This is a genomic window from Endothiovibrio diazotrophicus, assembly GCF_054657215.1.
Genome location: NZ_BAAHXB010000090.1, coordinates 1 through 22271 on the forward strand (window position 1 = coordinate 1; position 22271 = coordinate 22271).

The window sequence follows — 22271 nt, forward strand, 5'->3', positions numbered from 1 at the left end:
TCCCAAAACAGGAAGTTATTCTTTCGCGAGCCCTGAGGGCCGCTCCTACAGGGTGTGAATCCAGCGACGACCATGGGACCGATTCCGCTCACCCCCTTCGATCTCGCCCTGGCCGCCGTGCTGGTGGTGGCGCTGGCGCTGCTCTCGCGCCGGCTCGGCCTCGGGCTGGAGCGTTCGCTGGCGATCAACGCCCTGCGCGCGACGGTGCAGTTGTCGCTGATCGGTCTGGTGCTGAAGGTGCTCTTCGAGATCGCCCACCCCGCGCTGGTGGGGCTGATGGCGCTGGTCATGGTGGGCCTCGCCGGGCGCGAGGTGATGGCCCGCCAGAAACGCCGGCTGCGCGGCTGGTGGGGCTACGGGGTGGGCACCCTGTCGATGTTCCTCTCCTCGTTCACCGTGGCGCTGCTGGCGCTCACCGTGTTGATCGGTGCCGACCCCTGGTACGCCCCCCAGTACGCCATCCCGCTGCTGGGGATGCTCCTCGGCAACACCATGAACGGCATCGGCATCGCGCTGGACCGCTTCACCCAGACGGTGTGGAGCCAGCGGGCGGTGATCGAGGCGCGCCTCGCCCTCGGCCAGCCGTGGTCCGAGGCGGTGACCGAGATCCGCCGCGAGTCGATCCGCAGCGGCCTGATCCACATCATCAACGCCATGGCCGCCGCCGGAGTGATCAGTCTGCCGGGGATGATGACCGGCCAGATCCTCGCCGGCGCCGCCCCGGTGGAGGCGGTGAAGTACCAGTTGCTGATCATGTTTCTGATCACCGCCGGCACCGGCTTCGGCACCGCGGCGGCGCTATGGGCCGGCTCCAAGCGGCTGTTCGACGGCCGCCACCGGCTGCGCCTCGATCGTTTGAACTGAACCGGGTCCCGTTGTCCAATGGATGGTGCGTTTGGATCGCGCACCACGGGTGCGCTATGTTCTGACCTTCGCCATCGAGGACCTCGCTCCATGTCCCATCCCGCCTCCTCCGCCACGGGCCGCCGCGCCCGCCTCGCGATTCTCCCACTGTGGCTGGTGCTGGCCGCCGGCGCCTCCGCGGCGGTGTACAAATGGACCGACCCGCAGGGGGGGACGCACTACAGCGATCTCCCGCCAATGGGCGGGGCGAAGCCGATCGACGTCAAACCCGCCTCACTGCCGCCGTCCGCAACTCCGGCATCCGCGGGGACGCCCGCGGCGGCGGACGGCGCCGACGCGGGAGGCGAGGCAGCCGGCGCCTCCCAGAAGAACCCGGAACGCGTCGAATACTGCCGGCGGGCGCAGGATGACCTGAAACGGTACGAGGGCGCCGACCAGTTGGTGCGCGAGAACGACGAGGGGAAGCAGGTGGTGCTCGACGACAAGGAGCGGGCGGCATTGATGGAGCGGGCGCGCAAGGATGTGCAGAAATGGTGCAAATAGGGGGAAAGGCGAATTCGGAACCGCGTAATAACACCTATTCGACATAGGTAAATTTCGTTACCTACCAATTGAAAATCTGTAGCAAAACGTCCATGGTGCGCGGTACCGCACTGTTCCCTGGAGTTCCCCGCGTACCATGATCCCCCTGACCATCCGCAATCGCTTCCATCTGCTGATCAGCGCCGTCGCCATCCTCACCCTTGCGGTCTTCTTCCTCACCACCCGGGCGGTGGAGCCCATCGAAGAGAACTGGAGCCATTACCAGGAACAGGTGGCGGCCCGTCAGACCCTGCTGATGGAGATGAAGGCACGCTTCGGCTACGGCGGCCTGATCCACAACTTCAAGAACTACGTGCTGCGTGGCGAGGAGCGCTACGCCTCCCGCGCCCTGGAGGAGCAGCGCGCCCTGCAGGCGGCGATCTCCAGCTATCGCGCCCTCGACGGTATCGACAACTTCGAACGGGAGGCGCTGGCCACCCTGGAGGGGGTCTCCGGCCGCTATCGCGATCAGCTCGAACAGGTGAAGACGATGAGCGCCGCGGGGCGCACGCCGAAAGAGATCGACGCGGCGGTGAAGATCGATGACCAGCCGGCACTGAAGGCCTTCGAGATCCTGGGTGCCGCCTACCGCAGCCACACCGAGCGCACCGAACGGGCCCTCGACGACCACGTGATGGGCGTCGACCGCACCCTGCTGCTGATCCTGATCGCTGCGTTCGTCTCGGCGGCGGCGGCGCTGTGGCTGCTCGCCCGCGCCATCCTCCACCCCCTCGACCGGCTGCGCGCGACCATGGAGCAGGTGAGCCGCGAGCGGGATCTGACCCATGCGATACAGGGGCTCGGCAACGACGAGTTCGGCGCCGCGGGCCGCGCCTTCAACGCCATGCTCGGCACCTTCGGCACCGCCATCGGCGAGGTGACCCATTCGGCGGGCGATCTGGTGGGCGAGGCCGAGCGTCTCTCCGCCACCGCCGAGCAGACCCACATCGGCATGCAGCGCCAGCAGTCGGAGATCCACCAGGTGGTGACCGCCATGAACGAGATGGCGGCCACCGTCCAGGAGGTTGCGCGCAACACCGCCACCGCCGCCGAGGCGGCCCACAAGGCGCAGAGCGAAGCCACCGGCGGCGAGCGGGTGGTCAGCGCCACCATCGACGCGATCAACCGCCTCGCCGCCGAGGTGGAGCAGACCGCCGGGGTGATCCGCCAGCTGGAAGTGGATAGCGGCAACATCGGCACCATCCTGGAGACCATCCAGGGGATCGCCGAGCAGACCAACCTGTTGGCGCTGAATGCCGCCATCGAGGCGGCCCGCGCCGGCGAGCAGGGTCGCGGCTTCGCGGTGGTCGCTGATGAGGTGCGCACCCTGGCCAACCGCACCCAGCGCGCCACCGAAGAGATCCAGGGGATGATCGACCAGTTGCAACGGGGCGCCCGTCAGGCGGTGCAGGTGATGGAGGAGGGACGCGGTCAGGCCCAGACCAGCGTCGAGCAGGCGGCGAGCGCCGGCGAATCGCTCGGGCGGATCACCGCAGCGGTGCAGTCGATCAACGACATGAATGCCCAGATCGCCTCCGCCGCCGAGGAGCAGAGCGCAGTGGCCGAGGAGATGAACCGCAACATCGTCAACATCAACCGGGTCGCCGAGGAGACCGCCCTCGGCGCACAGGAGACCTCCACCGTGGCGGTCGGACTGGTCGATCGGGTGGATGGGCTGCGCCAGGAGATGAGCCGCTTCAAGAGCGGTGCCGGTGTGGACCTCTCCGCGGCAAAGGTGGCCCACCTCGCCTGGAAGACCAAGCTGCGCGCCTTCCTCGACGGCCACGCCACCCTGGCCACCGACCAGGCGGTTTCCCACCGCGCCTGCGGCTTCGGCAAGTGGTACTACGGCGAGGGGATGAAGGGCTACGGGAAGCTCGCGGAAATGCGCGAGGTCGAGCGCCCCCACGAGGAGCTGCACGCCACCATCCGCAAGGTGGTCGAGCTGAAGAACGCCAACCGCCGCCAGGAGGCGGAGCGGGAATACGCCAAGGTGGGGCCGCTGTCGGAGCGGATCGTACAGTTGATCGATGCGGTGGAGCGGCAGATCAACCGATGAAAAAAAGGGCCGCAAAGCCGGCCCTTTTTTCATCATGTTGCAGAGCGTCATAGGGCGGGCCGTGCCCGCCGCCGGCCTTTCCGTCGGCACCACCGCAGGGTGCCCGATTCAATGGCGCCGGCGGGCGCGGCCCGCCTTCTGTTCAACCCAGCTCGCGGAGGAAGAACTCCGGCTGGGCCAGGGCGCCGCGGTGGATGTCGGCGTTGTAGTAGACCGTATCGAACGGCTTGGCGCGGACCGCCTCCTCGCGGAAGGCGTTCAGTTCGCAACCCTTCGCCGCCATCGTCGCCGACCACCAACCGCTGGGGTAGACCGGTTGGGGGAAGGTGAGGGTCTTCACCCCGTCGAAGCCGGCGGCAAGCATGCCGCCGCGCATCCGCTTGAGCAGCTCCACATGAAGCAGCGGTGACTCGCTCTGCTGCACCAGCATCCCGCCGCCGCGCACCGCCCGGTGGCAGTCGCGGTAGAAGGGCTCGGCGAACAGCCCCTCGGCGGGGCCGATCGGATCGGTGGAATCGACGATCACCAGGTCGACGCTGCCGGGCTCCTGCTCCTGCATCCACTTCACCCCGTCACCGAAGAAGAAGTGGGCACGGGGGTCGTCGTTGGCGGTGCACAGCTCGGGGAAGAACTGCTCGGAGACGCGGGTCACCCGCTCATCGATCTCCACCTGCCAACACTCCTCGACGCCGGGGTGCTTGAGCACCTCGCGCAGGGTGCCACAGTCACCGCCGCCGATGATCACCACCCGCTTCGGATCGGCCAGGGTGAACAGCGCCGGGTGGGTCATCATCTCGTGGTAGAGGAAGTTGTCACGGCTGGTCAGCATGACGAAGCCGTCGAGCACCATCAGGTTGCCGAAGGTCTCGGTCTCATAGATCTCGATCTTCTGGTACTCGCTCTGCTCCTCGTGGAGCTTGTTTTTGATCTTCAGCGAAAAGGCGCTGCCGCACTCCTCGCACGCCTCGGTGAACCAGTTCTGATCGAGCGTCATGGGGACTCTCCCGGTGGGTCGGAAAATGGGGGCTCAAGATAGCGGAAAGGGGGTTGCGGGAACAAGCGCGGGTAAAGGTGACAGGTGACAGGTGACAGGTGACAGGTGACAGGTGACAGGTGACAGGTGACAGGATGGATGATGCAGGAGGCCGCCCCAACGTCAAACCCCGCAACGCGAAGCCCCCCCACCCACTTCCTCGTTTCCACGCTCTGCGTGGAAACGTCCTTTTTGACGCTCCGCGTCATGTCAAACGGAGGCACTGCTATTTCCGCCCCGTATCGCGCACCAGGACGCAGAGCGTCCGAGGCCCCCGGTTACGACGCAGAGCGTCGTAACCAGAGATCCGAAAAGGCGAAGAGGCGACCAAGGTCATACCCTCGCCTGAAACCTGAAGCCCGACACCTGACACCTGACACCCCCTTCCAGCATAATCCCCCTCCCACCCCCAACCCCGGCGATCCCGACCATGTGGAACATCCAGGCCGCGCGCAGCCTCTACAACCTCTCCCACTGGAGCAACGGCTACTTCGAGGTAACCGAGCAGGGCACGCTCGCCGCATGCCCTCGCCCGGACCGCCCCCACCAGGTCGATCTCCACCGGCTCACCGCCGAGATTCGCGAACAGGGACTCAACCTGCCGGTGCTGGTGCGCTTCAGCGACATCCTCCACGACCGGGTCGATCGCCTCACCGACGCCTTCGCCGCCGCCATGGCCGAGCGCGATTACCGCGGACGCTACACCGCGGTCTACCCGATCAAGGTCAACCAGCAACGGCGGGTAGTGGAGGAGATCGTCACCCACGGCGGCCCCCGGGTGGGGTTGGAGGCGGGTAGCAAGCCGGAGCTGATGGCGGTGCTCGCGCTGGCCGACCGCAACGGCGGGGTGATCGTCTGCAACGGCTACAAGGACCGCGAGTATATCCGCCTGGCGCTGATCGGACGGGCCCTGGGGCACCGCCTGCACATCGTCATCGAGAAGCTATCGGAACTGGAGATCGTGATCCGCGAATCGCAGGAGATGGGAATCGAGCCGCTGCTCGGCGTGCGCCTGCGACTCTCCTCCCTGGGCGCCGGCAAGTGGCAGAACTCCGGCGGCGAAAAGGCCAAGTTCGGCTTGTCCGCCGCCCAGGTGCTGGAGGCGGTGGAGCGGCTGAAGAAGAACGGTCTGCTCCATACCCTCAAGCTGATCCACTTCCACATGGGCTCCCAGCTCTCCAACATCCACGACGTCCAGCGCGGCATGCGCGAGGCGGTACGCTACTACGCCGAACTGCGCCGCCTCGGCGCCGAGATCACCATCGCCGACGTCGGCGGCGGACTGGGTATCGACTACGAGGGGACCCACTCGCGCAGCTACTGCTCGGTCAACTACAGCGTCGAGGAGTACGCCAGGAACATCGTCCACACCTTGTGGGAGGCGTGCAGCGAACGGGAGCTGCCCCACCCCGACATCATCACCGAATGCGGGCGGGCGATGACCGCCCACCACGCGGTGCTGATCACCAACGTCACCGACACCGACGGCCCGCCGGGCGACGACTGCGCAGAGCCGCCAACCGAGGGGGCGCCACTGCTGCTTCACGAAATGCACCGCACGCTCCAAGCGCTGGACGGCCACCGCGCCGCCGAGGGCTACCACGACGCCCTCCACTGGCTCTCCCAGTCCCAGGAGCTGTACACCGCCGGCACCCTCAGCCTGGAGCATAAGGCCCACGCCGAACGGCTCTACTTCGCCATCGCCCGGCGGGTCGCCGAGCTGCTCAACCCGCGCATCCGCGCCCATGCGGTGCTGCTCGACGAACTCAACGAGCGGCTCGCCGACAAGTACTTCTGCAACCTCTCCATCTTCCAGTCGCTGCCCGACGTCTGGGGCATCGAGCAGATCTTCCCGATCCTCCCGCTTCACCGGCTGGATGAGGAGCCCACCCGCCGGGCGGTGATCGAGGACCTCACCTGCGACTCCGACGGACGCATCGACCAGTTCGTCGAGCAGGCGGGGATCGAGAGCACGCTGGCGTTGCACCACTACACCCCGGGGGCCGACTACCTGTTGGGAATCTTTCTGGTGGGGGCCTATCAGGAGACCCTCGGCGACATCCACAACCTGTTCGGCGACACCGACTCGGTGGACGTATTGCTGAACGCCGAGGGAGGCTACCGCCTGGTCCACCCGGAGCACGGGGACACCGTCGAGGAGCTGCTGCGGCTGGTCCACTACAATCCGCGGGAGTTGGCCGCCACCTACCGCGCCAAGACCGCCGCCAGCGACCTGTCGCCGATCGAGCGCAGCCGCTATCTCAACGAACTGGAGGCCGGCCTCTCGGGCTACACCTACCTGGAGGAGTGAAGTGAATGAGCCGCGGATTCAGCAAAGGGACGCAGACTCAGAGGGCCAAAAATCCGCACCAATCTGCGAAATCTGCGGGTAGAGACGCTTCGGTCTCCGGCGCGGGGGTGTCGTGTTCAAAGGAAAAGGAGATAGCGGGCGGCGGCCAGCCCGATACGCATCGCGATCGCCAGCACCACCACCCCCAGCACGAAACCGGCAAGTGCATCGGGGCCGCGTAGCGCGAGCTGCACCATCACCCCCATCCAGAGCAGGCCGGCGGCGAAAAACAGCGGCGTCGCCAGTGCGCTGATGATCGCCCCGTCGGCCAGCGCGTAGCTCACCACCGCGCCGACGGTGGCGATCAGCGCCCAGACGAAGGGACTGCGCCACCACACTCCCTCGCCTCGCGCCAACCGGATGCTGGTGCGCCACAACGCCCAGTATTCGGCCACCATCACCCCTCCACCTCCACCGGATCGCCGATGGAGAGCCCGAAGTGGCGGTCCGCCCGCCCCCGATTGACCGCGACCTCCACCAGACCATTGGAGTTCTCATACCAGAACGGCACTTCCGGCAACACGTCGCTGAAGATGCGCGCCCTCTCCACGCAGCGCCCGGCCACCCGCAGGTGCGCTGCGGGATCCACCTCACTGGCCCTTAGGCCGGTGATGGCATTGCCGTAGTGATCGATATAGACCACCCGCGGCCACCGCACAGGCCAATCGCCACGGACCCGCTCCACCGCCGCCACCTCCCGCCCCGGCGGCGCCTCGTCCAGCGCCAGTCGCACCGCCACCGGGGCGAACAGGTCACGACCATGGAAGCTGGAGGAGAGCTGCTCCGGACGCCACTCGATATCCCACCAACGGACCGCTGTCGCGCGACGCGCCACCTCGTTGAGCAGGCCGTTGTCGGGACCGACGAACCAGCGGCCGTCTGCGCCCACCACCGCGGCCCGCCGCTCGCTGCCGACGCCGGGATCGACCACGCAGAGAAACACGGTCCCCGCCGGGAACCACTCGGCGTAGGGCGCGAGCAGATAGGCCGAACAGCGTGGATCGTAAGAGGGGGCATCGACGAACAGGTCGATCACCGGGAGGGCCGGCGCGCCCCGGTAAAGCACCGCCTTCATCTGCCCGAGGTAGGGGCCTTCGATACCGAAATCGGTAAACAGGACAATCGACTGCACGCTACCCTCCGCCTTCCCCGGGACGCGAAAAGGGGGACCGAAGTCCCCCTTTCCATCCGTTTACGACAGCCGCCGGGCGACCGCCTCGTTCGGACTTACTCGGCCTCGACCACCTCCGGGCGATCCACCAGCTCGACATAGGCCATCGGCGCGTTGTCACCGGCGCGGAACCCACACTTGAGGATGCGCAGGTAACCGCCGGGACGGTCCTGGTAGCGCGGCCCCAGCTCATTGAACAGCTTCCCCACCATCTCCTTGTCGTGGATACGGGCGAAGGCGAGGCGTCGCTTGGCGACACTGTCACTTTTGGCCATGGTGATCAGCGGCTCGGCCACGCGGCGCAGCTCTTTCGCCTTGGGAAGCGTGGTCTTGATCAGCTCGTGGCGGAACAGCGAGGCTGCCATGTTCTTCAGCATCGCCTTGCGGTGGGAGCTGTTGCGGCTCAACTGCCGGCCGGTGTTACGATGGCGCATCGTTCGAAATCCTATAAAAAATCAGGTTGATTCAATTTGGTTCGCGGCGTGCCGAATCAGGCGGAGGCCTTCGCCTGCTCATCCTTGAGGCCGGCAGGCGGCCAGGAGTCAAGCTTCATGCCGAGGGCGAGCCCGTGGGCGGCCAGCACATCCTTGATTTCGGTGAGCGACTTCTTGCCCAGGTTCGGGGTCTTCAGCAACTCCACCTCGGTACGCTGGATCAGGTCACCGATGTAGTAAATGCTTTCGGCCTTCAGGCAGTTGGCGGAGCGGACGGTCAATTCGAGGTCGTCCACCGGGCGCAGCAGAATCGGGTCGATCTCTGCTTCCTTGTGCTCCACCGCAACCACCTCGTCGCCCTGCAGGTCGACGAACACCGACAGCTGATCCATCAGGATCCGAGCAGCGGTACGCATCGCCCCCTCGGGATCGACGCTGCCGTTGGTCTCGATGTCGACGATCAGCTTGTCCAGGTCGGTACGCTGCTCGACGCGGGCGCGCTCGACCGTGTAAGTGACGCGATGCACGGGCGAGAAGCTGGCGTCCACCAGCAGACGGCCGATCGGACGCTCCTCTTCCTCACGCTCGGCGCGCACGGTGGCCGGCTGATAGCCGCGACCACGCTCGATCTTGAGGCTCATGTTGAGCTCGCCACCCTTGGTCAGGTTGGCGATCACGTAGTCCGGATTGACGATCTCGACATCGTGGTCGACGGTGATATCCGCGGCGGTGACCGGCCCCGGCCCCTTCTTGCTCAGCTTGAGGGAGGCGGAATCGCGGGCGTGCATCCGGATGGAGAGCCCCTTGAGGTTGAGCAGGATGTCGATCACGTCCTCCTGCACCCCCTCGATCGAGGTGTACTCGTGGAGCACGCCCTCGATCTCCACCTCGACCACGGCGCAGCCGGGCACCGACGAGAGCAGCACACGGCGAAGCGCGTTGCCGAGGGTGTGGCCGAAGCCACGCTCAAGCGGCTCCAGGGTGACCTTGGCGTGACGATCGTTGATCACCTGCACGTCGACGACGCGCGGCTTGAGAAGATCTTTTCCGAAGCTAGCCATGTACTCTCCCCTTTGCTAACGACATACCCCAATTACTTGGAGTACAGCTCGACCACCAGGTGCTCGTTGATGTCGGCGGGCAGGTCGCTGCGCTCGGGCATCGCCTTGAACACGCCTTCCGCCTTGTTGACGTCGACGTCGAGCCACTCGGAAAAACCGCGCTGCGCCTGGGCCTCGAGGGCCCCCTTGATGCGCAGTTGCTCCTTGTTGGCAACGCTGATGACGCTCTCAGGCTTCACCTGGAACGAGGGGATGTTCACCCGCTGACCGTTGACCAGCACGCCGTTGTGGCGGACCAGCTGACGGGCCTCGGAGCGGGAGGCGGCGAATCCCATGCGGTAGACCACGGTATCCAGGCGCCCCTCCAGTAGCTGCAGCAGCACCTCACCGGTGGAACCGCGGCGACGGGCGGCCTCGGTGTAGTAGGCGCGGAACTGTTTCTCCAGCACGCCGTAGGTACGGCGCAGCTTCTGCTTCTCACGCAACTGCACCGCGTAGTCGGTGAGCCGCGGACGACGCTGGCCGTGCTGGCCGGGCGGGAACGGGCGACTCTCGACGGGGCACTTGGAGGAGAAGCACTTCTCGCCCTTGAGGAACAACTTGCCGCCCTCACGGCGGCAAAGCTTGCACTTGGGACCGGTATACTTAGCCACGAATTCTCTCCACTCTCTTAGACGCGACGCTTTTTGGGCGGACGGCAGCCGTTATGCGGGATCGGGGTCGCGTCCGAGATGTTGGTGATGCGGAACCCGGCGTTGTGCAGCGCACGAACCGCCGACTCGCGGCCCGGGCCGGGACCCTTGACCTGCACCTCGAGGTTCTTCATCCCGTACTCCTTGGCCACATTGCCGGCACGCTCCGCCGCCACCTGGGCGGCGAACGGGGTGCTCTTGCGCGAGCCACGGAAACCGGAGCCGCCGGCGGTCGCCCAGGATAGGGCGTTGCCTTGGCGATCGGTGATCGTGATGATGGTGTTGTTGAACGAGGCGTGGACGTGCGCGATGCCGTCGACGACGTTCTTTTTGACCTTCTTACGGGTGCGGGTAGTTGCTTTTGCCATTGCCGTGTTCCGTTAAATAAACAGTGCGCCGCCGCTTACTTGCGGATCGGGCGACGCGGGCCCTTGCGGGTGCGGGCGTTCGTTTTGGTACGCTGACCGTGGACCGGCAGACCGCGACGATGGCGCATGCCGCGATAGCAGCCGAGGTCCATCAGGCGCTTTATATTCATGGAGACTTCGCGGCGCAGGTCGCCTTCCACGGAGAACTTCGCCAGCTCACCACGGATCTGCTCCAACTCCGCCTCGGCCAATTCGCCGATTTTGGTGTCGTGCTTGATGCCGACCGCGTCGCAAATCGCGGCGGCGCGGGTGCGACCAACACCGTAGATCGCGGTGAGCGCGACGACGGCATGCTTGTTGGTCGGAATGTTAACGCCTGCAATACGGGCCATCCGAATAATCTCCTGAAACGAAACGGCCCGACGGGGCCGTTACGGAAAGCGCGGAATAGTAACCTGAAATCTGCCGGGGATCAACCCCGAAAAGATCAACCCTGACGCTGTTTGTGGCGCGCATCGCTGCAGATGACGCGAACCACGCCCTTGCGACGGATGATCTTGCAGTTGCGGCAGATCTTCTTCACCGAGGCACGAACTTTCATTGCCTAAATCTCCGAAGTAGCTGGCGGGCCGGCTCTCGCCGCCCCTTAACGAATCGTTCCCGAGCGCCCCTGCCCACGCAGGTTCGCCTTCTTCATCAGGCTCTCGTACTGATGGGACATCAGGTGCGCCTGCACCTGTGACATGAAGTCCATCACCACCACCACGATGATCAGCAGGGAGGTGCCGCCGAAATAGAACGGCACGTTCCAATAGACGATCAAAAATTCCGGCAACAGACAGACCAGGGTGATGTAGATCGCCCCCGCCGCCGTCAACCGGGTGAGCACGCCGTCAATGTAACGGGCGGTCTGCTCGCCGGGACGGATACCCGGAATGAAAGCGCCCGACTTCTTCAGGTTCTCCGCCGTCTCCTTGGAGTTGAACACCAGGGCGGTATAGAAAAAACAGAAGAAGATGATCGCCAGCGAATAGAACGCCACGTAGATCGGCTGGCCGGGACTCAGCGTACTGCCGATGTCCTTCAGCCACTCCATCCCCTCGGTCTGGCCGAACCAACCGGCCGCCGTTGCCGGGAACAGGATGATCGACGAGGCGAAGATCGGCGGGATAACGCCCGCCATGTTCAGCTTCAGCGGAAGATGGCTGCTCTGGGCGGCAAACATCTTGCGCCCCTGCTGCCGCTTGGCGTAATTCACCGTGATCCGTCGCTGCCCCCGCTCGACGAAGACCACGAACGCGGTCACCGCCATCGCCACGAAGAACAGCGCCAGCACCATCAGCGCATTCATCTCGCCGGTGCGAGCCAGCTCCAGGGTGCCACCGATGGCGGCCGGCAGGCCGGCGACGATACCGGAGAAGATGATGATCGAGATGCCGTTGCCGACGCCGCGCTCGGTCACCTGCTCACCCAGCCACATCAGGAACATCGTCCCGGTCACCAGCGTCACCGTGGAGGTGAAGACGAAGGCGATCCCCGCATGGGGCACCACCGACATCCCACCCACCTGCTGGCTTTGCAACGCCACCGACACACCAATCGCCTGGAACGTCGCCAGCACCACGGTGCCGTAACGGGTGTATTGGCTGATCTTTCGCCGACCGCTCTCCCCCTCCTTCTTGAGCTGCTCCAAAGAGGGAATGACGATGCTCATCATCTGCATGATGATCGATGCCGAGATATACGGCATGATCCCCAGCGCGAAGATGGTGAAGCGCATCAATGCGCCACCCGAGAACATGTTGAACATGTCCAGGATGGTGCCCTTCTGCTGGTCGAACATCGCCGCCAACGCGGTGGGGTCGATCCCCGGCACCGGGATGTGGGCACCGATGCGATATACCACCAGCGCTCCGAGCACGAACAACAACCGTCGACGAAGCTCGGCGAGCTTCCCCATGTCGCCGAGGGCTCCGGCTACGCCTTCGATCGCGCCCGCCATAATCGTTACTCTTCGACGCTGCCGCCGGCAGCCTCAATAGCGGCCCGGGCACCCTTGGTAGCAGCGACGCCGCGCAGCTTGACCGCCTTGTCAATCTCGCCGGAGGCGATCACCTTGACCCGATCGGCCTGCAGCGGCACCACACCGGCGGCCTTCAACGCCAGCAGGTCGATCTCATCACCCTCCACCTTGAGCAGCTCGGGCAGTCGCACCTCGGCATAGCCGCGCGCTTTGCGAGAGTTGAAGCCGACCTTCGGCAGGCGACGCTGGAGCGGCATCTGACCACCCTCGAAGCCGACCTTGTGGAAGCCGCCGTTACGGGATTTCTGACCTTTGTGACCGCGGCCGCAGGTCTTGCCCAGGCCGGAGCCCTGGCCACGACCAACGCGTTTGGCGGCGGGCGTGCTGCCCTCTGCGGGCTTGAGCGTGTTCAGGCGCATGTTAGGCTTCCTCCACCTTCAGCATGTAGGAGACCTTGTTGATCATCCCGCGGTTCTCCGGGGTGTCATCAACGGTCACGGTATGGTGCATACGGCGGATACCGAGGCCGCGCACGCACGCCTTGTGGTTCTCCAGCCGGCCGTTGGTGCTGCGCACCAGGGTGACCTTCACTTTCTTGTCAGCCATGGTTCAACCTAGCTCCGAGTTCGTCGCGCCGCCGTCGTCGGCCTGGCGCGAAATTCGTTCCTTAGCGGATCTCTTCGACCTTCTTGCCACGCTTCGCCGCCACATCCTCGGGGGAGGTCATGTCGGAGAGCGCGTTGATGGTCGCCTGCACCACGTTGATCGGGTTGCGGGTACCGACGCACTTGGCCAGCACGTCCTTGACACCCAGCACCTCGAACACCGCGCGCATGGCGCCACCGGCGATAATCCCGGTACCGGCGGAGGCGGGCTTCATGAACACCTTGGCGGCGCCGGTGTGGCCCATCATCGGGTACTGCAGGGTGGAGCCGTCGAGCTTGACGCTGCGCATGTTCTTGCGCGCCTTCTCCATCGCCTTCTGAATGGCCACCGGTACCTCTCGCGCCTTGCCGTGGCCGTAACCGACCCGGCCCTCACCGTCACCCACCACGGTGAGCGCGGTAAAGCCGAAAATCCGGCCGCCCTTCACAACCTTCGCCACGCGGTTGACCGCGACCAGCTTCTCGTGGAGGCCGTCGCCGGCGCTCTGGGTATCAACGTTAGCCATTACACAAACCCCGTCTTAGAATTCCAGGCCGCCTTCGCGGGCGGCATCGGCGAGTGCTTTGACTCGGCCGTGATATTTGAAACCGGCGCGATCGAACGCCACTGCGGTGACGCCGGCGGCCTTGGCCTTCTCGGCGATCGCCTTGCCAACCGCCGCAGCGGCGTCGGCATTGCCGGTGCCCGCCACCTGCCCGCGGATGTCGGCCTGCACGGTGGAGGCGGCGGCAACCACCTCGGACCCGTTGGGCGCGATCACCTGGGCGTAGATGTGGCGCGGGGTGCGATGGATGCTCAGGCGATGGACGCCGAGCTCGCGAATCTTGGCGCGCGCCTTGCGGGCGCGACGAATGCGTGCGGACTTCTTATCCATTTCGTCACCCTACCCTTACTTCTTCTTCGCCTCTTTGCGGACCACATGTTCGTCTGAATAACGAACACCCTTGCCCTTGTAGGGCTCCGGCGGACGGTAGGCGCGGATCTCGGAGGCGACCTGACCCACCACCTGCTTGTCGACGCCCTTCACCACGATCTCCGTCTGCGACGGGGTCTCGACGGTGATTCCCTCCGGCACTTCGTAGTTGACCGGATGGGAGAAGCCGAGGGTCAGATTGAGCACCTTGCCCTGGGCCTGGGCGCGATAGCCGACGCCGACCAGCGTCAGCTTGCGCTCGAAGCCCTGACTCACCCCGGTGACCACATTGGCGGCCAGCGCGCGCATGGTGCCGGCCAGCGCCACGGAGCCGCGCTCCTCACTACGGGCCGAGAATTTCAGCACGTTGTCGGCGAAATCGACCGCGACCTCCGGATGTACGTCGAGACTCAGTTCACCCTTGGCACCCTTCACGGAGAGGGCCTGCCCGGCAAGCTTGACTTCGACGCCGGAGGGGATCTCTACCGGCTGTTTAGCGACTCGAGACATTGATCTGCACCCACATTAAGAGACGTAACAGAGGACCTCACCACCGAGGCCCGCGGAACGCGCGGCCCGATCGGTCATGACCCCCTTGGAGGTGGAAACGATGGCGATGCCGAGACCGTCGTTGACCTTCGGCAGATCGGACTTGCCCTTGTAGAGACGGCGCCCGGGACGACTCACGCGATCGATGCTCTCGATCACCGGCTTGCCTTCGTAGTACTTCAGCTCAACGGTCATCACCGGCTTGCCGTCGTTGTCGGCCACCGCGAACCCGCTGATATAACCCTCGTCCTGAAGAACCTTGGCAAGCGCCTGCTTCGCCTTCGACGACGGCATGCGAACCTCCGCTTTCTCCGCGCCCTGGGCGTTGCGGATGCGGGTCAGCATGTCTGCAATGGGATCCGTCATGCTCATTCGAAATCCACTCCGTAAAAACGTTCTCAAGGGTGAAAGGCGCGCGATTATACACGAATATCGCGCGCCCAACACCCCCGAAACAAAAGAAAAAAGAGTTCGGCGGTATTACCAGGAGGCCTTGACCAGCCCGGGGACGTTGCCGCTCATGGCCGCTTCGCGCAGCTTGTTGCGACCAAGACCGAACTTGCGGTAGTAGCCGTGGGGACGGCCGGTACGTCGGCAGCGGTTCTGCTGACGGGTCGGCGACGCATCGCGCGGCAGCGCCTGGAGCTTCATCTGCGCATCCCAGCGCTCCTCGTCGGAGGCGCTCTTGCTCTGGATGGTCGCCTTCAGCGCCGCACGCTTGGCGGCATACTTGTTGGCGGTCTTCACGCGTTTCTTCTCGCGCTCGATCATGGACGTCTTGGCCATCGGTACTCTCCGCCTTAGTTCTTGAACGGGAAGCTGAACGCTTCGAGCAGCGCACGCCCCTCTTCGTCGGTGCGGGCGCTGGTGGTGATGGTGATGTCCATCCCGCGCAGCGCGTCGATCTTGTCGTAGTCGATCTCCGGGAAGATGATCTGCTCGCGCACGCCCATGTTGTAGTTGCCGCGGCCGTCGAAGGCCTTCGGGCTGAGGCCGCGGAAGTCGCGGATACGCGGGATGGCGATGGCGATCAGACGGTCGAGGAACTCGTACATCCGCTCGCGGCGCAGGGTCACCTTGCAGCCCACCGGCCAGCCGTCACGGATCTTGAACGAGGCCACCGACTTGCGCGCCTTGGTCACCACGACCTTCTGGCCGCAGATCTTCTCCATGTCGCTGACGGCGTGCTCGATCACCTTCTTGTCGCCGACGGCTTCGCCGACGCCCATGTTGAGGGTGATCTTCTCGATACGCGGCACTTCCATCACGTTCTTGTAGCCGAACTTCTCGCTCAGCTGCTGGATGACGGTGTCGCGGTAGTGTTGTTGCAGTCTAGCCATTGCTGATTGCCCCGAACCTTAAACGTCCACGACTTCGTCGTTGGACTTGAAGTAACGAACCTTGCGCCCATCATCGAGGGTGCGAAAGCCCACACGGTCGCCCTTGGCGCTGGCCGGGTTGAAGAGCATCACGTTGGAGACGTGAATCGGCGCCTCGCGCTCGACGATCCCACCCGGGGTACCGTGGAACGGGTTGGGCTTGGTGTGCTTCTTCACCAGGTTGATGCCCTCGACGATCAGTTTGTCGTCGGCCATCACCCGCAGCACGCTGCCACGGCGACCCTTGTACTTGCCGGCGGTGACGACGACCTCGTCGCCCTTGCGAATCTTTTTCATGGTCCTATCTCCCCGGGTTACAGCACTTCAGGCGCCAGCGAGATGATCTTCATGAACCGCTCGGAGCGCAGTTCACGGGTCACCGGGCCAAAGATGCGGGTGCCGATGGGCTGAAGGTTGTTGTTCAGCAGCACCGCGGCGTTGCCGTCGAAACGGATCACCGAACCATCGGGGCGGCGCACGCCCTTCGTGGTGCGGACGACCACCGCGTTGTAGACATCGCCCTTCTTGACCTTGCCGCGGGGAATCGCTTCCTTCACGGAAACCTTGATGATGTCCCCGACCGAGGCGTAGCGGCGGTGTGAACCGCCCAACACCTTGATACACATCAGTCGGCGTGCGCCGCTGTTGTCGGCGGACTCCAACATTGTCTGCATCTGAATCATGGCTGTATCCCGAAACTAATTCTCAAATCCACGACCGACTGACGCGAACGATCAGCTTGCCTTCTCGACGATCTCCACCAGGGACCACGCCTTGGTCTTGGAGATCGGGCGGCACTGCGTGATGGTCACGATATCGCCTTCGTTGCAGGCGTTGTCCCCGTCGTGGGCGTGCAGCTTGGTGCTGCGGCGGATGTACTTCCCGTACAGCGGATGCTTGACCCGACGCTCGACGAGCACGGTGATGGACTTGTCCATCTTGTTGCTGATCACCCGCCCGGTGAGGGTACGCTGAACCTTTTCTTCACTCATGACGCGGCCCCTGCCTTTGCCTTCTCGTTGAGAACGGTCTTGACGCGGGCGATGCCGCGACGGACCTTCTTGAACTGATCGGGCTTGGCCGGCTGGCCCGCGCCCTGCTGCATACGGAGGTTGAACTGCTCACGGAGCAGGCCTTCCAGCTCGCCCTTCAGCTCGTCAACGCTCTTCCCACGAAGTTCAGTTGCGTTCATCACATCACCGTCCGACTAACAAATGCGACCTTCACCGGCAGCTTGGCGGCGGCCAGGCGGAACGCCTCGCGGGCCACTTCCTCGGAGACGCCCTCCATTTCATAGAGCATCTTGCCGGGCTGAATCTTGGAAACCCAGTATTCGACGTTGCCCTTGCCCTTACCCATACGAACCTCGATGGGCTTCTTGGTGATCGGGGTATCCGGGAACACCCGGATCCAGATCTTGCCGCCACGTTTGATGTGACGGGTCATCGCACGACGGGCCGCTTCGATCTGACGCGCGGTGATCTGACCACGCTCGACCGCCTTCATGCCGAACTCGCCGAAGCTGACCTTGTTGCCGACCTGGGCGAGACCGCGGTTGCGACCCTTCTGCTGCTTACGAAACTTGGTACGTTTAGGCTGAAGCATCGATCAATCCCCTTAGCTCGCACGCTTCGCCGAGGCGGCGTCGCTGTCGCTGGAGCCACCCTGGTCGAAGATCTCGCCCTTGAAAATCCACACCTTGATGCCGATCACACCGTAGGTGGTGTGCGCCTCGGCAAAGCCGTAGTCGATGTCTGCACGCAGGGTGTGCAGCGGCACACGGCCCTCGCGGTACCACTCGGTACGGGCGATCTCGGCGCCGTTGAGTCGGCCGGAGACCTGAATCTTGATGCCCTGGGCGCCGAGCCGCATGGTGTTGCCGACCGCGCGCTTCATCGCGCGACGGAACATGATGCGCCGCTCCAGCTGCTGCGCGATCGACTCCGCCACCAGCGTCGAGTCGAGCTCCGGCTTGCGGATCTCCTCGATGTTGATGTTGACCGGAATCCCCATCATCGCGGAGACCTCCCGGCGCAGCTTCTCGATGTCCTCACCCTTCTTGCCGATCACGATACCGGGACGGGCGGTGTGGATGGTGATGAGGGCATTGCGCGCCGGACGCTCGATCTGAATGCGGCTGACCGAGGCCTGGGACAGCTTCTTCTTTAGGAACTCACGGACGTCCAGATCGGTGTTGAGGTAGTCCGCGTAATTCCGGCTGTCGGCATACCACTTGGAGTTGTGCTCCTTGACGATGCCGAGACGGATGCCCGTAGGATGTACTTTCTGTCCCATTGCTCGATCCTGTCTTTACTTTTCGGCAACCGCCACATTGATGTGGCAGGTGCGCTTGAGAATACGATTGGCACGACCCTTGGCGCGGGCCTGCAGCCGCTTGTAGCTGGGGCCCTCGTCCACCGAGATGGTGCTCACCTTCAGCTCGTCGACGTCGGCACCGTCGTTGTGCTCGGCGTTGGCGATGGCCGACTCGAGCACCTTACGGATGATCGCCGCACCCTTTTTCGGGCTGAACTCCAGCACCTGCAGGGCACGCTCGACCGGCAGGCCACGCACCTGATCGGCGACCAGACGGGCCTTCTGCGCGGAGATTCGCGCGTAACGCAGTTTCGCTCCGGTTTCCATCACAGCCCCCTTAGCGCTTGGCCTTCTTGTCCGCAGCGTGACCCTTGAACGTACGGGTCGCGGCGAACTCGCCCAATTTATGGCCGACCATCTGGTCGGAGACCAGCACCGGAACGTGCTGGCGGCCATTGTGGACAGCGATGGTCAAACCCACCATTTCCGGCATGATCATGGAACGGCGGGACCAGGTCTTGATCGGGCGCTTGCTGTTGGAGGCGACGGCCTCCTCGACCTTCTTGATCAGATGGAGGTCGATGAACGGCCCTTTGCGTACGGAACGAGGCACGGCTACACCCTCTCAATTACTTGCGGCGACGGACAATCTGCTTGTCCGTGCGCTTGTTGCTGCGAGTCTTGTGACCCTTGGTCGGCACACCCCACGGGGTGACCGGATGACGACCGCCGGAGGTGCGACCCTCACCGCCACCGTGGGGGTGGTCGACCGGGTTCATGGCGACACCGCGGACGGTGGGGCGCACGCCGCGCCAGCGGGTGGCACCGGCCTTGCCCAGGGAGCGCAGGTTATGCTCGGAGTTGGAAACCTCACCGATCACCGCCTTGCAGTCGGCGTGCACCTTGCGCATCTCGCCGGAGCGCAGACGCAGGGTTGCCTGGGCGCCCTCACGGGCCAGCAACTGCACCGAGGTACCGGCGGAACGGGCGATCTGCGCCCCCTTGCCCGGCTTCATCTCGACGCAGTGAACCACCGTACCCAGCGGGATGTTGCGCAGCGGCATGGCGTTGCCGGCCTTGATCGGCGCCTCGACGCCGGACATCAGCTCGGCACCGGCGGCGATACCCTTCGGCGCGATGATGTAGCGACGCTCGCCGTCGGCGTAGCAGACCAGGGCCAAGTGGGCGCTGCGGTTGGGATCATACTCCAAACGCTCGACGCGGGCAGGAATACCGTCCTTGTTGCGTTTGAAGTCGACCACGCGGTAGCGCTGCTTGTGGCCACCGCCCTTGTGACGGGTGGTGATCCGACCGTTGTTGTTACGACCGCCGTTCTTCGACTTCTTGGTCACCAGCGGGCGATGCGGCTCGCCGGTGTGCAGCTCCGCGGAGCCGACCTGTACGACGTGCCGGCGGCCGGCAGAGGTCGGTTTGCACTTTTGAATAGCCATCTTGAATCGTGCCCCTTACGCCTTATTCCGCCGCGGCGAAATCGATGTCGAAGCCTTCCTGCAGGGTGACGTAGGCCTTCTTCCAGCTCGGACGACGACCCATTCCCTGACGGAAACGCTTCTGCTTGCCCTTCACGTTGGCGACGCTGACGCCGGCCACCTTCACCTCGAAGAGCTCCTCGACCGCGGCCTTCACCTCGGGCTTGGTCGCATCACCGACCACCTTGAAAACCACCTGACGGGCCTGGTCGGCCACCCGGGCGCTCTTCTCGGAGACCACCGGGGCCAGCAGGATTTTCAACAGACGTTCTTTGCTCATGCCAGCCACTCCTCAACGGACTTGACGGCATCGACCGTCATCACCACCTTGTCGAAGCGGACCAGCGACACCGGATCGAGGCCGGCGGTATCGCGCACATCCACCTTCGGCAGATTGCGCGCGGAAAGAAACAGGTTCTCGTCCACTTCGTTGGAGACGATCAGGGCATTGTCCAGATCCATCTCCTTGAGTTTGGCGATCATCGCCTTGGTCTTCGGGGTCTCCAGCTCGAAGTTGTCGACCACCACCAAGCGCTCCTGGCGGGCCAGCTCGGAGAAGATGCTGGCGATCGCCGCACGGTACATTTTGCGGTTGACCTTCTTGGAGTGGTCACGGGGAGTGGCCGCGAAGGTCACGCCACCGGAACGCCAGATCGGGCTGGAGGACATGCCGGAGCGGGCGCGACCGGTGCCCTTCTGCCGCCACGGCTTGGCGGTGGAGTGCTTGACCGTACCGCGGCTTTTCTGCGCCTTGGTACCGGCGCGACCGCCCGCCATGTAGGCGACCACCACCTGGTGCACCAGGGTCTCGTTGAAGTCGCGACCGAAGACGGAGTCGGAGACCTCCATCTTGTTGCCGCCTTGAATATTCAGTTCCATGGTGAACTCCTCACGCCTTGACCGCGGGCTTGACGATGACGTCGGCGCCCTTGGAACCGGGGACGGCACCCTTGACCAGCAGCAGGTTGCGCTCGGCATCGACGCGGACCACTTCGAGGGTCTGCACGGTGGTGCGCTTGTTGCCCATCTGGCCGGCCATCTTCTTGCCCTTGAACACGCGGCCCGGGGTCTGGTTCTGACCGATGGAGCCGGGCGCACGGTGGGACAGCGAGTTGCCGTGGGTGGCGTCCTGGGTGCGGAAATTGTGACGTTTCACGCCGCCCTGGAAGCCCTTGCCGATGGAGGTGCCGGTGACGTCCACCTTCTGGCCGTTCTCGAAGATGTCGACCTTGATCTCGCTGCCGACCTCGATCCCCTCACCCTCGCCGGCGGTCAGGCGGAACTCCCACAGGCCACGGCCGGCGGCACTCTCCGCCTTCGCGAAGTGGCCGGCCATCGCCTTGGTCACGCGGTTGGCGCGACGGCTCCCGGTGGTCACCTGGAGCGCCGCGTAGCCGTCGCTCTCCAGGCTCTTCACCTGGGTCACGCGGTTCGGCTCCATCTCAATCACGGTCACAGGAATGGAGGCGCCCTCTTCAGTGAAGATCCGGGTCATCCCCGCCTTCCGGCCGATAAGTCCGATTGCCATTGGTCAAACCCCTACAAACAGTGCCGAACGATCAGTTCAGCTTGATCTGGACGTCCACACCGGCGGCCAGATCGAGTTTCATCAGCGCATCCACCGTCTTGTCGGTGGGATCCACGATGTCCATCAGGCGCTTGTGGGTACGAATCTCGTACTGGTCGCGCGCGTCCTTGTTGACGTGCGGCGAGATCAGCACCGTGAAGCGCTCCTTCTTGGTGGGCAGCGGGATCGGACCGCGCACGGTCGCGCCGGTGCGCTTGGCGGTCTCGACGATCTCGCTCGCCGACTTGTCGATCAGACGGTGATCGAAGGACTTCAAACGAATACGAATAGTCTGGTCAGCCATGATGCTTACTCGATGATCTTGGACACCACGCCGGCGCCGACAGTGCGGCCGCCCTCGCGGATGGCGAAACGCAGGCCGTCTTCCATCGCGATCGGCGCGATCAGGGAGACGGTGACCTTGATGTTGTCACCCGGCATCACCATCTCGGTGCCTTCGGGCAGATCCACCGCTCCGGTCACGTCGGTGGTGCGGAAGTAGAACTGCGGACGATAGCCGTTGAAGAACGGGGTGTGACGACCCCCCTCCTCCTTGGTCAGCACGTAGACCTCCGCCTCGAACTTGGTGTGCGGGGTGATCGAGCCGGGCTTGCACAGCACCTGACCACGCTCCACCTCGTCTCGCTTGGTGCCGCGCAGCAGCACGCCCACGTTGTCCCCCGCCTGCCCCTGATCCAGCAGCTTGCGGAACATCTCCACACCGGTGCAGGTGGTCTTGGTGGTCTCCTTGATG

At 64.5% G+C, this 22271-nt stretch carries 36 protein-coding genes; 4 read left to right on the top strand and 32 right to left on the bottom strand.

Going from position 1 to position 22271, the window contains the following annotated elements:
- Nucleotides 1-72: 72 nt before the first annotated feature.
- From ACYQ2W_RS18785 to ACYQ2W_RS18795, 3 genes are all read left to right on the top strand, one after another.
- A complete protein-coding gene (locus tag ACYQ2W_RS18785; RefSeq protein WP_459870600.1) occupies nucleotides 73-864 on the top strand; it encodes an ABC transporter permease in 792 nt (263 codons plus the stop codon).
- 90 nt (nucleotides 865-954) lie between these two features.
- Nucleotides 955-1407, top strand: a complete 453-nt coding sequence (locus tag ACYQ2W_RS18790) for a DUF4124 domain-containing protein (RefSeq protein ID WP_459870604.1) — start codon at nucleotides 955-957, stop codon at nucleotides 1405-1407.
- Between the two features lie 136 nt (nucleotides 1408-1543).
- Nucleotides 1544-3505 carry a methyl-accepting chemotaxis protein gene (locus ACYQ2W_RS18795; protein WP_459870607.1) on the top strand — a complete coding sequence of 654 codons (1962 nt, stop codon included), beginning with the start codon at nucleotides 1544-1546 and terminating at the stop codon, nucleotides 3503-3505.
- A 142-nt stretch (nucleotides 3506-3647) separates the two neighbouring features.
- On the opposite strand, the gene speE is transcribed toward ACYQ2W_RS18795, so the two are convergent.
- Nucleotides 3648-4499, bottom strand: a complete 852-nt coding sequence (gene speE / locus ACYQ2W_RS18800; RefSeq protein WP_459870610.1) for a polyamine aminopropyltransferase — start codon at nucleotides 4497-4499, stop codon at nucleotides 3648-3650.
- 469 nt (nucleotides 4500-4968) lie between these two features.
- Here speE and speA point away from each other — a divergent pair, with 469 nt between their 5' ends.
- The gene (gene speA, locus ACYQ2W_RS18805; protein ID WP_459870613.1) at nucleotides 4969-6849 is read left to right on the top strand and encodes a biosynthetic arginine decarboxylase; all 1881 of its coding nucleotides are present in this window, start codon (nucleotides 4969-4971) and stop codon (nucleotides 6847-6849) included.
- A gap of 116 nt (nucleotides 6850-6965) precedes the next feature.
- Here the strand turns inward: speA and ACYQ2W_RS18810 are convergent, their stop codons facing one another.
- The 31 genes from ACYQ2W_RS18810 to ACYQ2W_RS18960 all read right to left on the bottom strand — a co-directional run.
- Entirely contained in the window at nucleotides 6966-7286 is a 321-nt protein-coding gene (locus ACYQ2W_RS18810) for a hypothetical protein (protein ID WP_459870616.1), read from the bottom strand.
- Nucleotides 7286-8020 (bottom strand): SAM hydrolase/SAM-dependent halogenase family protein, encoded by a 735-nt coding sequence (locus ACYQ2W_RS18815; protein ID WP_459870619.1) that lies wholly within the window; start codon nucleotides 8018-8020, stop codon nucleotides 7286-7288. The genes ACYQ2W_RS18810 and ACYQ2W_RS18815 overlap by 1 nt, the downstream gene beginning before the upstream one ends.
- A 95-nt stretch (nucleotides 8021-8115) precedes the next feature.
- Nucleotides 8116-8493 (bottom strand): 50S ribosomal protein L17, encoded by a 378-nt coding sequence (gene rplQ / locus ACYQ2W_RS18820; protein WP_459870622.1) that lies wholly within the window; start codon nucleotides 8491-8493, stop codon nucleotides 8116-8118.
- Between the two features lie 56 nt (nucleotides 8494-8549).
- Nucleotides 8550-9554, bottom strand: coding sequence for a DNA-directed RNA polymerase subunit alpha (locus tag ACYQ2W_RS18825; RefSeq protein ID WP_459870625.1), 1005 nt, complete (start codon nucleotides 9552-9554; stop codon nucleotides 8550-8552).
- A gap of 32 nt (nucleotides 9555-9586) precedes the next feature.
- Complete coding sequence (gene rpsD / locus ACYQ2W_RS18830) at nucleotides 9587-10207, bottom strand: 30S ribosomal protein S4 (protein ID WP_459870628.1); 621 nt, start codon at nucleotides 10205-10207, stop codon at nucleotides 9587-9589.
- Nucleotides 10208-10224: 17 nt separating this feature from the next.
- Entirely contained in the window at nucleotides 10225-10614 is a 390-nt protein-coding gene (gene rpsK / locus ACYQ2W_RS18835) for a 30S ribosomal protein S11 (protein WP_459870630.1), read from the bottom strand.
- Nucleotides 10615-10649: 35 nt separating this feature from the next.
- Nucleotides 10650-11006, bottom strand: coding sequence for a 30S ribosomal protein S13 (rpsM, locus tag ACYQ2W_RS18840; RefSeq protein ID WP_459870632.1), 357 nt, complete (start codon nucleotides 11004-11006; stop codon nucleotides 10650-10652).
- Nucleotides 11007-11101: 95 nt separating this feature from the next.
- Nucleotides 11102-11215 (bottom strand): 50S ribosomal protein L36, encoded by a 114-nt coding sequence (gene rpmJ / locus ACYQ2W_RS18845; RefSeq protein ID WP_459870634.1) that lies wholly within the window; start codon nucleotides 11213-11215, stop codon nucleotides 11102-11104.
- A gap of 45 nt (nucleotides 11216-11260) precedes the next feature.
- Nucleotides 11261-12616, bottom strand: a complete 1356-nt coding sequence (secY, locus tag ACYQ2W_RS18850) for a preprotein translocase subunit SecY (RefSeq protein WP_459870637.1) — start codon at nucleotides 12614-12616, stop codon at nucleotides 11261-11263.
- A 5-nt stretch (nucleotides 12617-12621) separates the two neighbouring features.
- A complete protein-coding gene (gene rplO / locus ACYQ2W_RS18855; protein WP_459870639.1) occupies nucleotides 12622-13056 on the bottom strand; it encodes a 50S ribosomal protein L15 in 435 nt (144 codons plus the stop codon).
- Nucleotide 13057: 1 nt separating this feature from the next.
- A complete protein-coding gene (gene rpmD / locus ACYQ2W_RS18860; RefSeq protein WP_459870642.1) occupies nucleotides 13058-13243 on the bottom strand; it encodes a 50S ribosomal protein L30 in 186 nt (61 codons plus the stop codon).
- 61 nt (nucleotides 13244-13304) lie between these two features.
- A complete protein-coding gene (gene rpsE, locus ACYQ2W_RS18865) occupies nucleotides 13305-13808 on the bottom strand; it encodes a 30S ribosomal protein S5 (protein ID WP_459870644.1) in 504 nt (167 codons plus the stop codon).
- A 15-nt stretch (nucleotides 13809-13823) separates the two neighbouring features.
- The gene (rplR, locus tag ACYQ2W_RS18870) at nucleotides 13824-14177 is read right to left on the bottom strand and encodes a 50S ribosomal protein L18 (RefSeq protein WP_459870647.1); all 354 of its coding nucleotides are present in this window, start codon (nucleotides 14175-14177) and stop codon (nucleotides 13824-13826) included.
- Nucleotides 14178-14192: 15 nt separating this feature from the next.
- Complete coding sequence (gene rplF, locus ACYQ2W_RS18875; protein ID WP_459870650.1) at nucleotides 14193-14726, bottom strand: 50S ribosomal protein L6; 534 nt, start codon at nucleotides 14724-14726, stop codon at nucleotides 14193-14195.
- A gap of 15 nt (nucleotides 14727-14741) precedes the next feature.
- A complete protein-coding gene (gene rpsH / locus ACYQ2W_RS18880) occupies nucleotides 14742-15137 on the bottom strand; it encodes a 30S ribosomal protein S8 (protein WP_459870653.1) in 396 nt (131 codons plus the stop codon).
- A 108-nt stretch (nucleotides 15138-15245) separates the two neighbouring features.
- A complete protein-coding gene (gene rpsN / locus ACYQ2W_RS18885) occupies nucleotides 15246-15551 on the bottom strand; it encodes a 30S ribosomal protein S14 (protein WP_459870656.1) in 306 nt (101 codons plus the stop codon).
- A 14-nt stretch (nucleotides 15552-15565) separates the two neighbouring features.
- Nucleotides 15566-16105: a 50S ribosomal protein L5 gene (gene rplE / locus ACYQ2W_RS18890; RefSeq protein ID WP_459870660.1), complete on the bottom strand. Its 540-nt coding sequence runs from the start codon at nucleotides 16103-16105 to the stop codon at nucleotides 15566-15568.
- 18 nt (nucleotides 16106-16123) lie between these two features.
- The gene (gene rplX, locus ACYQ2W_RS18895) at nucleotides 16124-16441 is read right to left on the bottom strand and encodes a 50S ribosomal protein L24 (protein WP_459870663.1); all 318 of its coding nucleotides are present in this window, start codon (nucleotides 16439-16441) and stop codon (nucleotides 16124-16126) included.
- A 17-nt stretch (nucleotides 16442-16458) separates the two neighbouring features.
- Nucleotides 16459-16827 carry a 50S ribosomal protein L14 gene (gene rplN, locus ACYQ2W_RS18900; protein ID WP_459870666.1) on the bottom strand — a complete coding sequence of 123 codons (369 nt, stop codon included), beginning with the start codon at nucleotides 16825-16827 and terminating at the stop codon, nucleotides 16459-16461.
- Between the two features lie 51 nt (nucleotides 16828-16878).
- On the bottom strand, nucleotides 16879-17136 hold the full coding sequence (rpsQ, locus tag ACYQ2W_RS18905; RefSeq protein WP_459870669.1) for a 30S ribosomal protein S17: 258 nt from the start codon (nucleotides 17134-17136) through the stop codon (nucleotides 16879-16881).
- Complete coding sequence (gene rpmC / locus ACYQ2W_RS18910; protein WP_459870671.1) at nucleotides 17133-17336, bottom strand: 50S ribosomal protein L29; 204 nt, start codon at nucleotides 17334-17336, stop codon at nucleotides 17133-17135. The genes rpsQ and rpmC overlap by 4 nt, the downstream gene beginning before the upstream one ends.
- A complete protein-coding gene (rplP, locus tag ACYQ2W_RS18915; protein WP_459870673.1) occupies nucleotides 17336-17749 on the bottom strand; it encodes a 50S ribosomal protein L16 in 414 nt (137 codons plus the stop codon). Before rplP ends, rpmC begins: the two co-directional genes overlap by 1 nt.
- A gap of 12 nt (nucleotides 17750-17761) precedes the next feature.
- The gene (gene rpsC, locus ACYQ2W_RS18920; RefSeq protein ID WP_459870675.1) at nucleotides 17762-18439 is read right to left on the bottom strand and encodes a 30S ribosomal protein S3; all 678 of its coding nucleotides are present in this window, start codon (nucleotides 18437-18439) and stop codon (nucleotides 17762-17764) included.
- A gap of 15 nt (nucleotides 18440-18454) precedes the next feature.
- The gene (gene rplV / locus ACYQ2W_RS18925) at nucleotides 18455-18787 is read right to left on the bottom strand and encodes a 50S ribosomal protein L22 (RefSeq protein ID WP_459870678.1); all 333 of its coding nucleotides are present in this window, start codon (nucleotides 18785-18787) and stop codon (nucleotides 18455-18457) included.
- A 10-nt stretch (nucleotides 18788-18797) separates the two neighbouring features.
- Nucleotides 18798-19073 carry a 30S ribosomal protein S19 gene (gene rpsS, locus ACYQ2W_RS18930; RefSeq protein WP_459870681.1) on the bottom strand — a complete coding sequence of 92 codons (276 nt, stop codon included), beginning with the start codon at nucleotides 19071-19073 and terminating at the stop codon, nucleotides 18798-18800.
- Between the two features lie 16 nt (nucleotides 19074-19089).
- On the bottom strand, nucleotides 19090-19911 hold the full coding sequence (rplB, locus tag ACYQ2W_RS18935; RefSeq protein ID WP_459870683.1) for a 50S ribosomal protein L2: 822 nt from the start codon (nucleotides 19909-19911) through the stop codon (nucleotides 19090-19092).
- A 22-nt stretch (nucleotides 19912-19933) separates the two neighbouring features.
- Nucleotides 19934-20230, bottom strand: a complete 297-nt coding sequence (rplW, locus tag ACYQ2W_RS18940) for a 50S ribosomal protein L23 (protein WP_459870685.1) — start codon at nucleotides 20228-20230, stop codon at nucleotides 19934-19936.
- A complete protein-coding gene (rplD, locus tag ACYQ2W_RS18945; RefSeq protein WP_459870688.1) occupies nucleotides 20227-20829 on the bottom strand; it encodes a 50S ribosomal protein L4 in 603 nt (200 codons plus the stop codon). Before rplD ends, rplW begins: the two co-directional genes overlap by 4 nt.
- Before the next feature lie 10 nt (nucleotides 20830-20839).
- Nucleotides 20840-21478, bottom strand: a complete 639-nt coding sequence (gene rplC / locus ACYQ2W_RS18950; RefSeq protein ID WP_459870691.1) for a 50S ribosomal protein L3 — start codon at nucleotides 21476-21478, stop codon at nucleotides 20840-20842.
- 31 nt (nucleotides 21479-21509) lie between these two features.
- Nucleotides 21510-21821, bottom strand: a complete 312-nt coding sequence (gene rpsJ, locus ACYQ2W_RS18955; RefSeq protein WP_459870694.1) for a 30S ribosomal protein S10 — start codon at nucleotides 21819-21821, stop codon at nucleotides 21510-21512.
- 5 nt (nucleotides 21822-21826) lie between these two features.
- Nucleotides 21827-22271, bottom strand: a 445-nt coding sequence (locus ACYQ2W_RS18960) for an EF-Tu C-terminal domain-related protein (protein WP_459870697.1), incomplete at its 5' end; no start/stop codon positions are given.

Coding starts and splice junctions, on each gene's coding strand:
- speE (WP_459870610.1), bottom strand. CDS start 4,499: ATGACGCTCGATCAGAACTGGTTCACCGAGGCGTGCGAGGAGTGCGGC.
- rplN (WP_459870666.1), bottom strand. CDS start 16,827: ATGATTCAGATGCAGACAATGTTGGAGTCCGCCGACAACAGCGGCGCA.
- rpmC (WP_459870671.1), bottom strand. CDS start 17,336: ATGAACGCAACTGAACTTCGTGGGAAGAGCGTTGACGAGCTGAAGGGC.
- rplF (WP_459870650.1), bottom strand. CDS start 14,726: ATGTCTCGAGTCGCTAAACAGCCGGTAGAGATCCCCTCCGGCGTCGAA.
- secY (WP_459870637.1), bottom strand. CDS start 12,616: ATGGCGGGCGCGATCGAAGGCGTAGCCGGAGCCCTCGGCGACATGGGG.
- rplV (WP_459870678.1), bottom strand. CDS start 18,787: ATGGAAACCGGAGCGAAACTGCGTTACGCGCGAATCTCCGCGCAGAAG.
- rpsM (WP_459870632.1), bottom strand. CDS start 11,006: ATGGCCCGTATTGCAGGCGTTAACATTCCGACCAACAAGCATGCCGTC.
- rpsN (WP_459870656.1), bottom strand. CDS start 15,551: ATGGCCAAGACGTCCATGATCGAGCGCGAGAAGAAACGCGTGAAGACC.
- ACYQ2W_RS18790 (WP_459870604.1), top strand. CDS start 955: ATGTCCCATCCCGCCTCCTCCGCCACGGGCCGCCGCGCCCGCCTCGCG.
- rpsE (WP_459870644.1), bottom strand. CDS start 13,808: ATGGCTAACGTTGATACCCAGAGCGCCGGCGACGGCCTCCACGAGAAG.
- rpsH (WP_459870653.1), bottom strand. CDS start 15,137: ATGAGCATGACGGATCCCATTGCAGACATGCTGACCCGCATCCGCAAC.
- speA (WP_459870613.1), top strand. CDS start 4,969: ATGTGGAACATCCAGGCCGCGCGCAGCCTCTACAACCTCTCCCACTGG.
- rplP (WP_459870673.1), bottom strand. CDS start 17,749: ATGCTTCAGCCTAAACGTACCAAGTTTCGTAAGCAGCAGAAGGGTCGC.
- rpsK (WP_459870630.1), bottom strand. CDS start 10,614: ATGGCAAAAGCAACTACCCGCACCCGTAAGAAGGTCAAAAAGAACGTC.
- ACYQ2W_RS18810 (WP_459870616.1), bottom strand. CDS start 7,286: ATGGTGGCCGAATACTGGGCGTTGTGGCGCACCAGCATCCGGTTGGCG.
- ACYQ2W_RS18825 (WP_459870625.1), bottom strand. CDS start 9,554: ATGGCTAGCTTCGGAAAAGATCTTCTCAAGCCGCGCGTCGTCGACGTG.
- rplE (WP_459870660.1), bottom strand. CDS start 16,105: ATGGCTAGACTGCAACAACACTACCGCGACACCGTCATCCAGCAGCTG.
- rplX (WP_459870663.1), bottom strand. CDS start 16,441: ATGAAAAAGATTCGCAAGGGCGACGAGGTCGTCGTCACCGCCGGCAAG.
- rpmD (WP_459870642.1), bottom strand. CDS start 13,243: ATGGCTGACAAGAAAGTGAAGGTCACCCTGGTGCGCAGCACCAACGGC.
- rpsJ (WP_459870694.1), bottom strand. CDS start 21,821: ATGGCTGACCAGACTATTCGTATTCGTTTGAAGTCCTTCGATCACCGT.
- rplD (WP_459870688.1), bottom strand. CDS start 20,829: ATGGAACTGAATATTCAAGGCGGCAACAAGATGGAGGTCTCCGACTCC.
- rpsC (WP_459870675.1), bottom strand. CDS start 18,439: ATGGGACAGAAAGTACATCCTACGGGCATCCGTCTCGGCATCGTCAAG.
- rplQ (WP_459870622.1), bottom strand. CDS start 8,493: ATGCGCCATCGTAACACCGGCCGGCAGTTGAGCCGCAACAGCTCCCAC.
- rpmJ (WP_459870634.1), bottom strand. CDS start 11,215: ATGAAAGTTCGTGCCTCGGTGAAGAAGATCTGCCGCAACTGCAAGATC.
- rpsQ (WP_459870669.1), bottom strand. CDS start 17,136: ATGAGTGAAGAAAAGGTTCAGCGTACCCTCACCGGGCGGGTGATCAGC.
- rplO (WP_459870639.1), bottom strand. CDS start 13,056: ATGCGCCTGAACACGCTCAAGCCCGCAGAGGGCAGCACGCCCGCCGCC.
- ACYQ2W_RS18785 (WP_459870600.1), top strand. CDS start 73: ATGGGACCGATTCCGCTCACCCCCTTCGATCTCGCCCTGGCCGCCGTG.
- rplW (WP_459870685.1), bottom strand. CDS start 20,230: ATGAGCAAAGAACGTCTGTTGAAAATCCTGCTGGCCCCGGTGGTCTCC.
- rplB (WP_459870683.1), bottom strand. CDS start 19,911: ATGGCTATTCAAAAGTGCAAACCGACCTCTGCCGGCCGCCGGCACGTC.
- ACYQ2W_RS18795 (WP_459870607.1), top strand. CDS start 1,544: ATGATCCCCCTGACCATCCGCAATCGCTTCCATCTGCTGATCAGCGCC.
- rplR (WP_459870647.1), bottom strand. CDS start 14,177: ATGGATAAGAAGTCCGCACGCATTCGTCGCGCCCGCAAGGCGCGCGCC.
- rplC (WP_459870691.1), bottom strand. CDS start 21,478: ATGGCAATCGGACTTATCGGCCGGAAGGCGGGGATGACCCGGATCTTC.